The following is a 13,082-nucleotide window of genomic DNA, read 5'->3' as shown; positions in this document are numbered from 1 at the left end:
CGCATCCGCTACCAGAAGCCCACCCGCTGAGTGCGCCCCCGCCACCTCGCCCTCGCCGTCGGCCTCGCGGCCGTCTGGGGCGTCAACTTCGTGGTCATGCAGGTAGGGCTGCGGCACTTCCCGCCGCTGCTCTACGCGGGCCTCAGGTTCGCCATGGCCGCGTTCCCCGCCCTGTTGCTGGCGGGACGGCCCCAGGTCCCGTGGCGCTGGGTCGCAGGGGTGGCGGCCACGATCGGCGTGGGACAGTTCGGCCTGCTGCTCGTCGGCATGCGGGCCGGCATGCCCGCCGGGCTGACCTCGCTCGTCCTGCAGATGCAGGCGTTGTTCACCGTGGTGTTCGCGGTGACGCTGCTCGGGGAGCGGCTCACCGCCCGTCGCGTCCTCGGGCTGGCCGTCGCGTTCGGCGGCCTGGCCCTGGTCGCCTACGACTTCGGCGTCTCGGGGCCGATCCTCGCCTTCGTCCTCTGCGTGGCCGCCGCGGCCTGCTGGGGGCTCGGCAACGTCGCGCAGCGCCGGGCCGCGCCGCCCGACTCGCTGCGTTTCATGGTCTGGGTCAGCGCCCTGTCGGCGCCGCCGCTCCTGCTGCTGTCGTTGTGGCTGGAGGGCGTGCCCGACCTCGCCGCCCCCGCCGAGGGATGGCTGTCCCTGCTGTACGTCGCCTTCGTCTCGACGCTCGGCGGGTTCGGCGTGTGGGGCTGGCTGCTGCGGCGCTACGACGCCTCGACCGTGGCGCCGTACACGCTGCTCGTGCCGGTCTTCGGCATGTCGTCGGCCGCCCTGGTGACGGGAGAGCCGCTCACCCCGCTCAAGCTGGCGGCGGCGGCCCTCATCGTCTGCGGCGTGCTCTACGCCGGCACCGCTATCTCGCCGCTGCGGCGGCCCCTGCGGCGGCTTCGGCCGCGGCGGGCAGCGCTTCCGCGACGCGGCTGAGCGCCTCGTCGTCGTGGGAGGCGGACAGGAACCACGCCTCGTACGCCGACGGCGGCAGGTAGACGCCCTGGTCCAGCATCGCGTGGAAGAACGCGGTGAACGCCGCGGTGTCCTGGGTCTTGGCCTCGGCGAAGTTCGTCACCTCCGCGTCGGTGAAGAAGATCGAGAACAGGCTGCCCGCGCGCTGCAGCCGGTGCGGCACCCCGGCCTTGGCCAGCGCCTCCGCGGCCGCGTCGCCGACCGCCAGCGCGGCGGCGTCCACCTTCGCGTACGCCTCCGCGTCCAGCGCCCGCAGCGTCGCCAGCCCGGCCGCGCAGGCGAGCGGGTTGCCCGACAGCGTGCCCGCCTGGTAGACCGGGCCCTCCGGCGCGAGGTAGGCCATCACGTCGGCCCGGCCGCCGAACGCCGCCGCCGGCAGCCCGCCGCCCATCACCTTGCCGAACGTCATCAGGTCGGCCTGGACCGGGTCCAGGCCGTGCCAGCCGGCCGCCGAGACGCGGAAGCCGGTCAGCACCTCGTCCATGATCAGCAGCGCCCCGTGGGCCGTGCACAGCTCGCGCAGCCGCCGGTTGAAGCCGTCGCGCGGCGGCACCACGCCCATGTTGGCGGGGCACGCCTCGGTGATCACGCAGGCGATCTCGGCCTGCGCGAACGCCTCCTCGACGGCCGCGACGTCGTTGTAGGGCAGCACGATCGTGTCGGCCGCCGACGCCCCGGTGACGCCCGGCGTGTCGGGCAGCCCGAACGTCACCACGCCCGAGCCCGCCGCGGCCAGCAGCGCGTCGACGTGCCCGTGGTAGCACCCGGCGAACTTGATCACCTTGGACCGGCCGGTGAAGCCGCGCGCGAGGCGCACCGCGCTCATCGTCGCCTCGGTGCCGGAGCTGACCAGGCGCACCTTGTCGACCGGCGCCACCCGGGAGACGATCTCCTCGGCCAGCTCGACCTCGCCCTGGGTGGCGGTGCCGTAGGAGAAGCCGTGGGCGGCCGCGTCCGCGACCGCCTCGACGACCGCGGGGTGGCGGTGGCCGAGGATCATCGGGCCCCAGGAGCACACCAGGTCCACGTAGCGGTTGCCGTCGACGTCCGTCAGGTAGGGGCCCTGGCCGGCCGCCATGAAGCGCGGGGTGCCGCCGACCGCGCCGAACGCGCGCACCGGGGAGTTGACGCCTCCCGGCACGATCCGGCGGGCGCGGGCGAAGAGGTCCTCGGAGTTCTGTATGCGGCTCACCCGACCAGGTTAGTCGGGGCGGGCCGCCGTCCCGTGGCAGGCCCGTCAGTCGGCCAGCCACTCCAGGACGCGCAGCGGGTCGGGCAGGGGACGGCCGTCCGGCGGGCGCAGCCAGGTGACCGGCCGGCCCCCGGGCAGCAGCGACGGCGGCGCGAGCACGTAGCTGTCGCGGCAGTGCCAGCGCAGCCCCGGGGTGTCGTCGATGGTGGCCGGGTCGCAGTCGAGGTGGCAGGACCACCACTCGTCCTCGTCCTCGGGGTTGCCTCGGGTGGCCACGTAGAACAAGACCCGGTCGCCTTGCGCGGCGACCGGGCCGGAGTGGGCTCCCGCCTCGTCGATCCTCGTCAGGGCCGACAGGCCGGTGGTGAGCGGTACGTCGAAGACGTCGAAGACGCGCCCGGTGGGCAGGATCACCCCGGCCTCGGGGTCGGCCTGCCACCAGCGCGAGAGCTGCGCGGAGTCGGTCGTGGCCAGCAGCGGCCAGGCCGGCGAGAGCGGATGGGCGCCCGGGTCGGGACAGCCGAGCCGGTCGCAGGAACACGCCCGCGGCCCCGTGGCCAGCGGATACGCGCCCGGCACCACCGGCCAGCCCAGGGCCGCGTAGTCGAGGACCGCCGCGATGCGCGTCGGCCGTGCCTGCTTCTGGGCCCGCTTTTTGGTACGCCGAGCCAGAGGTACCCCCACCATTGGTGTCTCCCGTCGAGTCCCGCGCCTCAGGAGGTCCCGGCTCCGGGCAGGCGTTCGCTCACGCGGGACACACCAGCACTTCTCATCGCACTCTAACGCACAGGCCACACGAGTTGACGGGAAACCCCTTGGTTAGAGCGCCCGCGCCACCTCGGTGGCCCAGTAGGTCAGGATCAGGTCGGCGCCGGCCCGCTTGATCGCGACCAGCGACTCCATGATCGTCCGCTCGCGGTCCACCCAGCCGTTGGCCGCGGCCGCCTCGATCATCGCGTACTCGCCGCTCACCTGGTAGGCGGCGACCGGCACGTTCACCTCGCGGCGGAAGGCGGCGATGATGTCGAGGTAGGCCAGGGCGGGCTTGACCATGACGGCGTCCGCGCCCTCGGCCAGGTCGAGCCGCACCTCGCGCAGCGCCTCCTCCAGCGGCCCGGCCGGGTCCTGCTGGTGGGTGCTGCGGTCGCCGAACTGCGGCGCGCACTCGGCGGCGTCGCGGAAGGGGCCGAAGAAGGCGGAGGCGTACTTGGCGGAGTAGGCGAGGATCGGGACGTTCGCGTGGCCTGCGCCGTCGAGGGCGGCGCGGATGGCGCCCACCTGGCCGTCCATCATGCCGCTCGGCGCGATCATCTGGGAGCCGGCCTCGGCCTGGGCCACCGCGATCGCGGCGTAGCGCTCCAGAGTGGCGTCGTTGTCCACGTCGCCGGACGGCGTGAGGATGCCGCAGTGCCCGTGGTCGGTGAACTCGTCGAGGCAGGTGTCGGCCATCACCACGAGCGCGTCGCCGACCTCGGCGGTCACGTCGCGCAGCGCCTGCTGCAGCACGCCGTCGGGGTCGTCGGCGGCCGAGCCGCGCGCGTCCTTGACCGCCGGGATGCCGAACAGGATCAGCCCGCCCACGCCCGCCTCGGCCGCCTCGTGGGCCGCCTTGCGGAGGGAGTCGCGGGTGTGCTGGAACACGCCCGGCATCGAGGCGACCGGCTGCGGCGCGTCGATGCCCTCCTTGACGAACAGCGGCAGGATCAGCTCGGCCGGGTGCAGCCGGGTGCCCGCGACCATCCGCCGCAGGGCGGGGTCGCGGCGGAGCCTGCGGGGGCGGGCGACGGGGTACTGCGCGCTCATCTGGCTCTCCTTCTGGCGCCGCGGCGGTTCTGCGAGGGCCGGCGCGGCGTGTCGCCGGCGGCCAGCGCCGCCTGGCGCTGCTTGGCTCCGTACTCGGCCACGGCGGCGGCGAGCGCGGAGGCGGACGGCTTGTCGGCCATGACGTCCACCCGGAGCCCGAACTCCTCGGCGGTCTTGGCCGTCTGCGGCCCGATGACCGCGATCACGGTGACGTTGTGGGGCTTGCCGGCGATGCCGACGAGGTTGCGCACCGTGGAGGACGAGGTGAACAGCACGGCGTCGAAGCCGCCGCCCTTGATCGCCTCACGGATGGGCGCGGGCGGCGGCGCGGCCCGCACGGTCCGGTACGCCGTGACGTCGTCGCACTCCCAGCCCAGCTCGGTGAGCCCGGCCACCAGCGTGTCGGTGGAGATGTCGGCCCTCGGCAGCAGCACCCGGTTGATCGGGTCGAGCATCGAGTCGTACGGCGGCCACTCGGCCACCAGCCCCTCGGACGACTGCTCGCCCGAGGGCAGCAGGTCGGGCTTGACGCCGAACTCGACCAGGGCCCGCGCGGTGGCGTCGCCCACGGCGGCCACCTTGAGCCCGGCGAAGGCGCGCGCGTCGAGGCCGTACTCCTCGAACTTCTCGCGCACCGCCTTGACGGCGTTGGCGCTGGTGAAGGCGACCCACTCGTAGCGGCCGGTGACCAGGCCCTTGATCGCGCGGTCCATCTGCTGCGGGGTGCGCGGCGGCTCGACCGAGATGGTCGGCACCTCCTCCGGCACCGCGCCGTAGGCGACGAGCTGCTCCGACAGGCTGCGCGACTGCTCCTTGGTGCGCGGCACCAGCACCCGCCAGCCGAACAGCGGCTTGGTCTCGAACCACGACAGCTTCTCGCGCTGCCCCACGGCCTCGCCGACCACGATCAGCGCCGGCTCGGTGAACCCGGCGTGCTTGAGGTCGGCCTGCAGCCGCCCGAGCGAGGACACGACGGTGTACTGCTCGGTGGTGGTGCCGGCGCTGCTGACCGCGACGGGCGTGGTGTCGGGCTTGCCGCCGGCGATCAGCGCCTTGCCGATGGCCACGGCGTCGGCGATGCCGTTGTAGACGACCAGCGTGCCGGGGCAGGCGGCGTGGGAGGACCAGTCCTGCTCCTGCGCGGCGTCGACCACGCGGAACTCGGGCACGGCCGTCGCCGGCGGGATGCCCGCGTAGGTGAGCACGGCGGTCGCGGGCGGCACGCCGGGCACGACCTCGAAGTCCACCTCCGCCGCCGCGCAGGCCGCGACCTCCTCGGTGATCGAGGAGAACAGCATGGGGTCGCCCGCGCACAGGCGGACCACCAGCCCGCCGTCCTTGGCGCGCTTGACGAGCCCGGGCAGCGCGTCGCCGCCCTCGACGACCTGCACCCCCTCGCGGGCGTGACGCAGCAGCGCGCGGTGCGTCTCGTCGCCGAGCACCACGGCGTCGGCCTTGCCGAGCAGCTCGGCGGCGCGGAGCGTGAGCAGGTTGGGGTCGCCGGGACCCGCGCCGACGAACGCGACGAAACCGGAGGTTGGACTATCGGAGCTCAATGGGAATGCTCCCCCATCAATCTGTCGGCCCCTTCGGCGATCATCTGGGCCGCGAGGAGGCGGCCCAGATCGACAGCCTCCGAAGGAGAGCCGGCGGCGGACTTGCGGACCGCCTCGCGGCCGTCGATCGCGACGACCGTGGCGGTCAAGTTCAGAGTGTGCCCGTCATCGGCCGCGAAAGCACCCACTGGTGCGGCGCAGCCCGCCTCCAGCGCGGCCAGCAGCGCCCGTTCGGCGCTCACCGCGGAGCGGGTGCGCGGGTCGTCGAGCACGCCGAGGAAGGCGACGAGGTCGGCGCGGTCGGCGCGGCACTCGACCGCGAGCGCGCCCTGGCCCGGGGCCGGCAGCAGCTCGTCGACCTCGAAGATCTGGGCGATCTCGGCGTCGCGACCGAGCCGGTGCAGCCCGGCGGAGGCCAGCACGACGGCGTCCAGCTCGCCGGAGGCGACCTTGCCGATGCGCGTGTCGGCGTTGCCGCGGATGGCGACGTACTCGAGGTCGGGGCGGAGCGCGCTCAGCATGGCCACCCGGCGCGGCGAGCCGGTGCCGACGCGCGCGCCGGCCGGCAGGTCGGCGAACTTGCGGGACGCCACCAGCGCGTCGCGGTGGTCGTGGCGGGCCGGGATCGCGGCCAGGGTGAAGCGCGGGTCCTGCCGGGTGGGGAGGTCTTTCAGCGAGTGCACGGCGAGGTCGATCTCGCCGTCGAGCAGCCTGTCGCGCAGCGCGCTGACGAACACGCCGGTGCCGCCGAGCTGCGCGAGGTGGGCCTTGGTGACGTCGCCGAACGTGGTGACGCCGACGAGCTCCACCGCGCGCCCGGTGCGGGCGGTGTAGCCGTCGGCCACCATCTGGGACTGGGTCGTCGCCAGAGAGCTCCGGCGCGTGCCCAGCCGCAGGGGTCCGGACGTCACAACTCCACCTCTCTCACGGCCTCGGGCACCTTCGGGTCCAGGTTGAACAGCTCACGCAGCGCCTCCGCATAATGATCGCCCCCCGGGCAGGCGGCGAGCTGCTTGACACGCACAGTGGGCTCGTGGAGCAGCTTGTCGACGACGCGCTGCACGGTCATGGCGACCTCGTCGCGGGCCCGCTCGTCCAGGTCGGGCATGCGCATCATGAGGCGGCCGAGCTCGGACTCGACCACGCTCGCCGCCTTGCTGCGCAGCGCGACCACGGTCGGGGTGACCTTGGCTGCCCGCTCGGCGTCGAGGTAGGCGCGAAGCTCCTCCACGACGAGGGCGCGCACGGACGCGACCGCGTCGACCTCGCGCGAGCCGATGCCGGACTCCTGGATGGATTCCAGGTCGACCAGCCGGACCCCCGGCAGCCGGCGCACGGCCGGGTCGATGTCGTGCGGCAGCGCCAGGTCCAGCAGGAACGCGGGCCCGTCCAGCATATCCGGCGTGATGATGTGCCGGCCCGCTCCCGTGCAGGTGATGACGATGTTGGCGGCGGCCAGCTCGGCGGGCATGTCGGCGAACTCGACCGCCCGGCCGCCGACGTTCGCCGCGAGGCGGGCGCCCCGCTCGTACGTGCGGTTGGCCACGACGATGTCGGTGACCCCGGCGCGCTGGAGCGTGACGGCGGCCAGCGAGCTCATCGAGCCCGCGCCGACGACCAGCGCCCGCTTGCCCGCGATCTCGCCGGCCAGCGACAGCCCGGCCGTGACCAGGGAGGCCCCGGCGTGGTCGATGCCGGTGTCGGCGTGCGCCCGCTTGCCGACCCGCAGCGCCTGCTGGACCAGCTCGTTGAGGGTGGCGCCGACGGTGCCCTGGCGCTGGCCGAGCTTGAGCGCCTGGCGGACCTGGCCGAGGATCTGGCCCTCGCCGACCACCATGGAGTCGAGGCCGCACACCACGGAGAACAGGTGCTCGACCGCGCGCTCCTCGTAGTGCACGTACAGGTGGGGCGTGAGCTCCTCGACCGGGATGCCCGAGTGCCTGCCGAGCAGGCCGGTCACGGCGGTGACCGCGGCGTGGAAGCGGTCGACGGTGACGTAGACCTCGACCCGGTTGCAGGTCGAGACCACCATGGCCTCGGCGACGCTCGGGTCGTCCTGCACGTCGTGCAGCAGCTTGACCAGGGCGTCACCGGTGATGGAGACGCGCTCAAGCAGAGCCACCGGCGAGGTGCGGTGGCTGAGTCCGATCGCCAGAACACTCATTGACTGTCCACCGCCATGAGTGGCCCTCCAGCCTTGCGTTGCTCGTGGAACGCGAGAATCTGCAGCTCGATCGAGAGATCGACCTTACGGACATCGACGGTGGCGGGCACGGTGAGCACGACGGGGGCGAAGTTCAGGATGCTGGTGACGCCCACGGCGATCACGCGATCGCAGACTTCCTGCGCCGCTTCCGCCGGTGTCGCCAGAACCACGATCGAGACTCCACGCCGTTGGATGACGGCTTCCAGTTCGTCGATGTGCTCAACATTCAACCCCGCGATGGTGTCGCCCACGACTTCGGGGTCGGCGTCGACGAGCGCCGCCACCCGGAAGCCACGGGAGACGAAGCCGCCGTAGTTCGCCAGCGCGCGGCCGAGATTGCCGACGCCGACGATGGCGACCGCCCAGTCCTGCGTCAGGCCCAGCTCACGGGAGATCTGGTAGACGAGGTACTCCACGTCATAGCCTACGCCTCTGGTGCCGTAGGAGCCGAGATGCGAAAGATCCTTGCGCAGCTTGGCGGAGTTCACCCCGGCGGCCACGGCCAGATCCTCGGAGCTGACCGTCGCGATGCCCCGCTCCGCCATGCCGTGCAGCGCCCGCAGGTACAACGGAAGCCGCGCGACCGTCGCCTCGGGGATGCCTCGGTCACGAGGCTGGGACGGGCTCTTCACGTGCCGGAGCTCCAGGGGACAGGCGGCTTGAGGCCGCGGAAAACGGATGAGAACCGTCTTTCAGGTTAATCCCTTTGTGAACCGATGCACAAAGTCGCGGCGGTACGGTTGCCGTATGCACCGCATCACGTTGCTCGGCAAGCCCGGCTGTCACCTGTGCGACGACGCGCGGGAGGTGGTCGCCCGGGTGGCCGGCGAGCTCGGCGTGTCCTGGGAGGAGATCAGCATCGACTCCTCCGAGGAGCTGAGGGAGAAGTACTGGGAGATGATCCCGGTGACGCTCGTCGACGGAGTGCAGCACGACTTCTGGCGGGTCGACGAGGCCCGGCTGCGGGCGGCGCTCAGTACATGACGGTGGGCAGCGGCACCACCTTGGCGGCGTTGACGTTGAGCTCGATCACGTTGGTGGCCAGCACCATCGACTGCCGCTCGTTGACGAACCGCTCCACGTGCGGCTGGCGCTGGTGGTCGCGGTAGGCGACCTCGTCGCGGTAGAGCTCGTAGACGATGCGCTGGAGCGGGGCCGACTTGACCGCGTGGCAGGCGTAGACGAGCGTGTCGGGCTCGCCGCGGCGCACCGCCTCGACCGTGCTCTCGGCCAGCCGGTCGAACGCCTCGCCCGCGCCGTCCATGATGGTGAAGACGGTGAGCAGGCCGTAGATGCTCGGGGACGGGCGGCCGCCACCGCCGCCGGGCTGGGGCTGGCTCTGCTGGCCCTGCTGGTTCTGCTGGGACGGGGAGAACAGGTCGGCGCCGGAGAAGAGCATGCCGGTGGCCGGGCCGGGCGGGGGCGGGGTGGGCGGCATGGCGTACTCGGGGCGGGGCGTGCCCTGCGGGCCGGAGGGGCCGCCCAGGCGCTGCGGGCCGGAGGGGCCGCCCAGGCGCTGCGGGCCGGAAGGGCCGCCCAGCCCTTGGGAGGCGTGCGCGCCGGGCGTCCCGTGCGGGCCCTGGATGCCGTGCGGGCCCTGAGTGCCGTGCGGGCCCTGGATGCCGTGCGGGCCTGAGGGGCCGTTCAGGCCGTGGGCGCCGGAGGGGCCGTTCATGATGTAGCCGGTCGCGGGGCCGTCCTCGGGGGGCGGCGCCATGCGGGCGGCGTAGTCGACCTCGCGCTCGCCCGCGCGGTACTCCGCCACCAGGTCGCCGAGGCCGGTGGCGCGGCGCGGCGCGGCGGGCGGCAGGTCGGCGGCCGGCACGGGCTCGGGCATGGCCCTGCGCCCGCGCGGGACCGTGCGGTCGTGGTCCTCCGGCGGCAGCGGGCGCTTGACGTCGCCGTGCCGCCCGGGGGCGTCGTGGCCGTGCCGCGCCGCGGCGCCCTGGCCGTGCCGGGCGGGCGCGTCGCGGTCGGGGAAGTCGTCCTCGTCCTCGTCGTCGTACGGCGCGAGCGGCCGCAGCACGGTGTACCAGATCGCCGCCGCGGCCACCGCCAGCAGCGCCGCGGTGAACAGCGGGGGCACCGTGAAGCGCATCGCGCCCACCAGGGCGATGCCCGAGGGCGCGATGACCAGGGAGGCGTGCAGGTTGTCGGTGTCGTACTCGTCGCCGTTGCGCCATTTGAGCGCGGCGACCACGAGCATGGCCAGCATGATCACGACGGCGATCGCGTGCACGCCGATCAGCAGGTAACCGGGGACGATGCCCCAGAACGCCGCTCCGGCGGGCACGCTCTTGCTCATGTCCTGGGACTTGAGCGGGTCGAAGATCATGATCGCGCCGGTGACGATGGTCAGCGCGATGCCCATCAGCCACGCCAGGAAGCGCGGCGGCACCCGCTCGGCCAGGAGCTGGATCATGCCGACGGCCAGCCAGAGCGGCGCGAGCAGCGACCCCGTCACCTGGTAGATCCGGAACGTCACCGCCCCGAACCCCATGAGGCTGCCGATGCCGATCACCGCCAGTGACAGGCACAGCGCCACGCCCGCGACGACCCAGCCGATCAGCCAGCCCTCGGGCTCGTCGCGCAGCCGCTTGATCAGGGCACCTGTCGCGAACCCGGCGAGGATCGCACCGGCGAAACCTATGACAGCAACGAGGATCTCCATGGTGACTCCAATGCTGCCGGACGATGCCTCCCAGCCGGTAGCCGAAGAGGGAACAGGTCGATCCTCACGCTATCTGTCGGTTACGCCTAGTCATGCCAGCACCCTGTGGATTGTGGAATTTCCGGTTGATTTCTAGAGTGTTCGAGCACGCCGCACCCCTTACCCCTAGGGATACCGGATGCCTGACTCGTCGCCGTTCGCCGGGCTGCTTGCGCCAGCGCTCGCTGGACCTGCCCGGACGGGCGAGTTCGCCGTGCGCGAAGAAGCGCCGGAGCACGAGGTGGACCAGGCCGCGGACGTGGACCTGCGGGCGCTGGTGCTGCACGCCAAGAACGGCTGCACGGAGTCGTTTGGCACGCTCTACGACCGCTACGTGGATCTGGTCTACCGCTACATCTACTTCCGCGTCGGCTCCCACCAGCTCGCCGAGGACCTGACCAGCGAGACCTTCCTGCGGGCGTTACGCAGGATCGCCGACTTCACCTGGCAGGGCCGCGACTTCGGCGCCTGGCTCGTGACGATCGCCCGCAACCTGGTGACGGACCACTTCAAATCGGGGCGATATCGGCTGGAGATCCCCACTGGGGAGATCATCGACGTTCCGCTCGACGGCTCGCACATCCCGGAGAACGCCGTGGTCACGGCCATCATCAACGACCGCGTGCTGCGTGCCGTACGTGAGCTCAATCCCGAACAGCAGGAATGCGTCGTCCTGCGTTTCCTGCACGGACTCTCACTCGCGGAAACCGCGTTGATCATGGGGAAGAAGAGTGGAGCGATCAAAGCGCTGCAGTTCCGCGCCGTCCGGGCGCTGGCCCGGGCGCTCAAGCACGACCTGGCGTAACCTCCACCATCGGCTCCTCGTTGAGCATGTGTCACGGCCAGACGGGAGCGACTGTCATGGGTAGGGCGCGCAGGCGGCGGGAACGCGTGCTCGAACACCTCTCGGAGCTGCGGAGCCTGCCCATCGGCGGGGCTCCGGAGCCGTCGTTTCGCGCGCGGCTGCGCGCCGACCTGCTCTCCGGGCGCCTCGCCGAACGGGCCGCGCTCGCCGAGGAGGTCGCCCTCGCCGAGCGGACGCTGCTCGCGGAGGAGTCGCCCCTCGCGGGCGAGGTCGATCGGCGGGTCGATCGACGGGTCGATCGACGGGTCGATCGGCGGGGCGATCGGGAGGGCGAGCGGGACGTGCGCACCGGGCGCGGGCCGCTCGGCCACGGCAGGGGCGCGCGGCACGCCCGGCCCCGGCCCGCCCGGTCCGAACGGCGACCGGCCGTGCGACCGGCGCGGCGGCGGCCCCTGCTGTCCCACCTGGCCTCGTTCGGGCTGGCGGCGGGCATGATGGTCTCGGCGTTCGCCACGTACCAGGCGGTGCCCGGCGACTCCCTCTACCCGCTCAAGCGCGCCGCCGAGAGCACGCTCGTCCGGCTCAGCGCCGACGACGCCGAGCGCGGCGAGCGCGAGCTCGACTCGGCCAAGACCCGCGCCAGGGAGGTCGCCAGCCTGCTCGGCTCCGCCGACGACGGCCCGCTGGTCAGCAAGACCCTCAAGGACATGGAGGACTCCACCCGCTCGGGCATCAGCCGCCTGGAACGGGCCGAACCGCGCTCACCGAAGATCAAGAAATTCGCGCGGGACCAGAAGGAGATGGTCGGCCCCATGCTTCCGCAGCTCAACGGCGATCAGCAGGCCCAGGCCGAGGGTTACCTCGACTACATCGAGGGTCTGGCCGCCCCGCAGTAGGTAGCTAAGCTGAAGCTCATGCGGCTTTTCGGACGACGACACGAGGTCCAGCCCGAGGTTGCGGGCGAGGCCGCGGCGCAGGCGGCGGTCACCGTCGCGCCGGCCCGGCCGGTCGAGCCCGACCTGGAAGCGGCGGCCTTCTTCGACGTGGACAACACGATGATGCGCGGCGCCTCCATCTACCACTTCGCCCGCGGCCTGGCCACGCGCGGCATGTTCACCACGTCCGACCTGGTGAAGTTCGCCGTGGGCCAGGCGGTGTTCCGGCTGCGCGGCAGCGAGAACCCCGAGCACATCGCGGTGGCGAGGGAGACGGCGCTGGCGTTCGTGGCCGGGGCCAAGGTCGACGACGTCGTACGGCTCGGCGAGGAGATCTACGACGAGGTCATGGCCGACCGCATCTGGGGCGGCACCCGCGCGCTCGCCCAGTCCCACCTGGACGCCGGGCAGCGGGTCTGGCTGGTCACCGCCACGCCGGTCGAGCTGGCGCGCGTCATCGCGCTGCGGCTCGGGCTGACCGGCGCGCTCGGCACCGTCGCCGAGACCAGCAACGGCATCTACACCGGCCGCCTGGTCGGCGACCTGCTGCACGGCCCCGCCAAGGCCGAGGCGGTGCGGGCGCTGGCCCGGCGCGAGGGCCTCGACCTGACGCGCTGCACCGCCTACAGCGACTCGGCGAACGACCTGCCGATGTTGTCGCTAGTGGGCAACGCCGTGGCGATCAACCCCGACAGCGAGCTGCGCGAACACGCCAGGAAGCACGACTGGCCGGTCAAGGACTTCCGTACGGGGCGCAAGGCGACGCTGACGGCGCTGCCCATCGCGGCGGGCGTGGGGGCGGTCGCGGGCGGCGTCGCGGCCGGCATCGCCCTCCGCCGCCACTACCGCCGCCACTGACCCTCACCCCGCCCCCATCCCTCCGCGCCCTCCCGCGACGGCCCCGGC

General features: G+C 72.8%; 13 protein-coding genes. 5 read left to right on the top strand and 8 right to left on the bottom strand.

Features of this window, described 5'->3' with window-relative positions; translation table 11 throughout:
* Positions 1 to 30 precede the first annotated feature (30 nt).
* Positions 31 to 930: an EamA family transporter gene (locus tag MF672_RS12710; RefSeq protein WP_242373995.1), complete on the top strand. Its 900-nt coding sequence runs from the start codon at positions 31 to 33 to the stop codon at positions 928 to 930.
* On the opposite strand, the gene hemL is transcribed toward MF672_RS12710, so the two are convergent.
* From hemL to MF672_RS12675, 7 genes are all read right to left on the bottom strand, one after another.
* Positions 860 to 2,152, bottom strand: a complete 1,293-nt coding sequence (gene hemL, locus MF672_RS12705; protein WP_407654768.1) for a glutamate-1-semialdehyde 2,1-aminomutase — start codon at positions 2,150 to 2,152, stop codon at positions 860 to 862. The two genes, MF672_RS12710 and hemL, sit on opposite strands and share 71 nt — an antisense overlap.
* Positions 2,153 to 2,206: 54 nt before the next feature.
* Entirely contained in the window at positions 2,207 to 2,848 is a 642-nt protein-coding gene (locus MF672_RS12700; protein ID WP_242373997.1) for a bifunctional DNA primase/polymerase, read from the bottom strand.
* A 132-nt stretch (positions 2,849 to 2,980) separates the two neighbouring features.
* Positions 2,981 to 3,964 (bottom strand): porphobilinogen synthase, encoded by a 984-nt coding sequence (gene hemB / locus MF672_RS12695; protein ID WP_242373998.1) that lies wholly within the window; start codon positions 3,962 to 3,964, stop codon positions 2,981 to 2,983.
* A complete protein-coding gene (locus MF672_RS12690; RefSeq protein ID WP_242373999.1) occupies positions 3,961 to 5,520 on the bottom strand; it encodes a bifunctional uroporphyrinogen-III C-methyltransferase/uroporphyrinogen-III synthase in 1,560 nt (519 codons plus the stop codon). The genes hemB and MF672_RS12690 overlap by 4 nt, the downstream gene beginning before the upstream one ends.
* Positions 5,517 to 6,431 (bottom strand): hydroxymethylbilane synthase, encoded by a 915-nt coding sequence (gene hemC, locus MF672_RS12685; protein WP_242374000.1) that lies wholly within the window; start codon positions 6,429 to 6,431, stop codon positions 5,517 to 5,519. Before hemC ends, MF672_RS12690 begins: the two co-directional genes overlap by 4 nt.
* Positions 6,428 to 7,684, bottom strand: a complete 1,257-nt coding sequence (locus MF672_RS12680) for a glutamyl-tRNA reductase (RefSeq protein WP_242374001.1) — start codon at positions 7,682 to 7,684, stop codon at positions 6,428 to 6,430. Before MF672_RS12680 ends, hemC begins: the two co-directional genes overlap by 4 nt.
* The gene (locus tag MF672_RS12675) at positions 7,681 to 8,358 is read right to left on the bottom strand and encodes a redox-sensing transcriptional repressor Rex (protein WP_242374002.1); all 678 of its coding nucleotides are present in this window, start codon (positions 8,356 to 8,358) and stop codon (positions 7,681 to 7,683) included. The genes MF672_RS12680 and MF672_RS12675 overlap by 4 nt, the downstream gene beginning before the upstream one ends.
* Before the next feature lie 115 nt (positions 8,359 to 8,473).
* Here MF672_RS12675 and MF672_RS12670 point away from each other — a divergent pair, with 115 nt between their 5' ends.
* A complete protein-coding gene (locus tag MF672_RS12670; protein ID WP_242374003.1) occupies positions 8,474 to 8,710 on the top strand; it encodes a glutaredoxin family protein in 237 nt (78 codons plus the stop codon).
* Here MF672_RS12670 and MF672_RS12665 read toward each other — a convergent pair.
* On the bottom strand, positions 8,700 to 10,397 hold the full coding sequence (locus MF672_RS12665) for an antibiotic biosynthesis monooxygenase (RefSeq protein WP_242374004.1): 1,698 nt from the start codon (positions 10,395 to 10,397) through the stop codon (positions 8,700 to 8,702). The genes MF672_RS12670 and MF672_RS12665 overlap by 11 nt on opposite strands.
* Positions 10,398 to 10,575: 178 nt before the next feature.
* Here MF672_RS12665 and MF672_RS12660 point away from each other — a divergent pair, with 178 nt between their 5' ends.
* The 3 genes from MF672_RS12660 to MF672_RS12650 are packed head-to-tail and all read left to right on the top strand — an operon-like array spanning position 10,576 to position 13,034.
* Positions 10,576 to 11,241, top strand: coding sequence for a sigma-70 family RNA polymerase sigma factor (locus tag MF672_RS12660; protein ID WP_242374005.1), 666 nt, complete (start codon positions 10,576 to 10,578; stop codon positions 11,239 to 11,241).
* A 56-nt stretch (positions 11,242 to 11,297) separates the two neighbouring features.
* Positions 11,298 to 12,137: a DUF5667 domain-containing protein gene (locus MF672_RS51330; protein WP_302893199.1), complete on the top strand. Its 840-nt coding sequence runs from the start codon at positions 11,298 to 11,300 to the stop codon at positions 12,135 to 12,137.
* 18 nt (positions 12,138 to 12,155) lie between these two features.
* On the top strand, positions 12,156 to 13,034 hold the full coding sequence (locus tag MF672_RS12650) for an HAD family hydrolase (protein WP_242374006.1): 879 nt from the start codon (positions 12,156 to 12,158) through the stop codon (positions 13,032 to 13,034).
* The last annotated feature ends 48 nt before the right edge of the window (positions 13,035 to 13,082 follow it).

Origin of the sequence: Actinomadura luzonensis (assembly GCF_022664455.2) — a bacterium.
Classification (GTDB): domain Bacteria; phylum Actinomycetota; class Actinomycetes; order Streptosporangiales; family Streptosporangiaceae; genus Nonomuraea; species Nonomuraea luzonensis.
The sequence above is the reverse complement of the archived record's forward strand: the minus strand, read 5'-3'. Positions and strand labels throughout refer to the sequence as shown.

Coding starts and splice junctions, on each gene's coding strand:
- MF672_RS51330 (WP_302893199.1), top strand. CDS start 11,298: ATGGGTAGGGCGCGCAGGCGGCGGGAACGCGTGCTCGAACACCTCTCG.
- MF672_RS12665 (WP_242374004.1), bottom strand. CDS start 10,397: ATGGAGATCCTCGTTGCTGTCATAGGTTTCGCCGGTGCGATCCTCGCC.
- MF672_RS12650 (WP_242374006.1), top strand. CDS start 12,156: ATGCGGCTTTTCGGACGACGACACGAGGTCCAGCCCGAGGTTGCGGGC.
- hemB (WP_242373998.1), bottom strand. CDS start 3,964: ATGAGCGCGCAGTACCCCGTCGCCCGCCCCCGCAGGCTCCGCCGCGAC.
- MF672_RS12670 (WP_242374003.1), top strand. CDS start 8,474: ATGCACCGCATCACGTTGCTCGGCAAGCCCGGCTGTCACCTGTGCGAC.
- MF672_RS12660 (WP_242374005.1), top strand. CDS start 10,576: ATGCCTGACTCGTCGCCGTTCGCCGGGCTGCTTGCGCCAGCGCTCGCT.
- MF672_RS12680 (WP_242374001.1), bottom strand. CDS start 7,684: ATGAGTGTTCTGGCGATCGGACTCAGCCACCGCACCTCGCCGGTGGCT.
- MF672_RS12700 (WP_242373997.1), bottom strand. CDS start 2,848: ATGGTGGGGGTACCTCTGGCTCGGCGTACCAAAAAGCGGGCCCAGAAG.